General features: G+C 60.0%; 1 protein-coding gene. It reads right to left on the bottom strand.

What is annotated here, in order from left to right; genetic code table 11:
- The coding region (gene tuf, locus AB4Z25_RS29320; RefSeq protein WP_442210568.1) for an elongation factor Tu at nucleotides 1–953 on the bottom strand (953 nt) is incomplete at its 3' end.
- Between the last annotated feature and the right edge of the window lie 2 nt (nucleotides 954–955).

Here is a 955-nt window from a genome sequence, read left to right as displayed (position 1 = left end):
GTATGACGGCCGCCTTCTTCCTTCGTCAGGATGTAGGCTTCGGCATTGAACTTCTTGTGCGGCTTGACAGAACCCGGCTTGCACAGGATCTGACCACGCTCGACGCCGTCACGGTTAACACCGCGAACGAGAGCGCCGATGTTGTCGCCGGCCTGGCCCTGATCGAGCAGCTTGCGGAACATTTCAACGCCGGTAACCGTCGTCTTCGAGGTSGCGCGRATGCCGACGATTTCGACTTCTTCGCCAACCTTGACGATACCACGCTCGACGCGGCCSGTCACAACCGTACCACGGCCCGAGATCGAGAACACGTCTTCGATCGGCATCAGGAACGGCAGGTTGATCGGACGCTCAGGCGTCGGGATGTAGGCGTCRACCTGAGCCATCAGCTCGCGGATCGCGTCTTCGCCGATCTTCTTGTCRGAGTCTTCGAGAGCGGCCAGAGCCGAACCCTTGACAACCGGAATGTCGTCGCCCGGGAAGTCGTAGGACGACAGAAGTTCGCGAACTTCGAGCTCGACGAGTTCGAGAAGCTCGGCGTCGTCAACCTGGTCRACCTTGTTRAGGAACACGACGATYGCCGGAACGCCAACCTGGCGGGCGAGCAGGATGTGCTCGCGGGTCTGCGGCATCGGGCCGTCAGCTGCCGAGCAAACCAGGATCGCGCCGTCCATCTGTGCGGCACCGGTGATCATGTTCTTGACGTAGTCGGCGTGGCCGGGGCAGTCAACGTGCGCATAGTGGCGGTTCGGCGTTTCATATTCGACGTGTGCCGTCGAAATGGTGATGCCGCGTGCCTTTTCTTCCGGAGCAGCGTCGATCTGGTCATACGCCTTGAACTCGCCGAAATACTTCGTGATCGCTGCCGTCAGAGACGTCTTGCCGTGGTCAACGTGGCCGATCGTGCCGATGTTTACGTGCGGCTTGTTGCGCTCAAACTTACTCTTTGCCATTT

Source organism: Rhizobium sp. RAF36 (genome assembly GCF_052114105.1).
In the GTDB taxonomy this organism is placed as follows: Bacteria; Pseudomonadota; Alphaproteobacteria; order Rhizobiales; family Rhizobiaceae; genus Rhizobium.
This window is presented reverse-complemented; position numbering and strand designations above follow the sequence as displayed.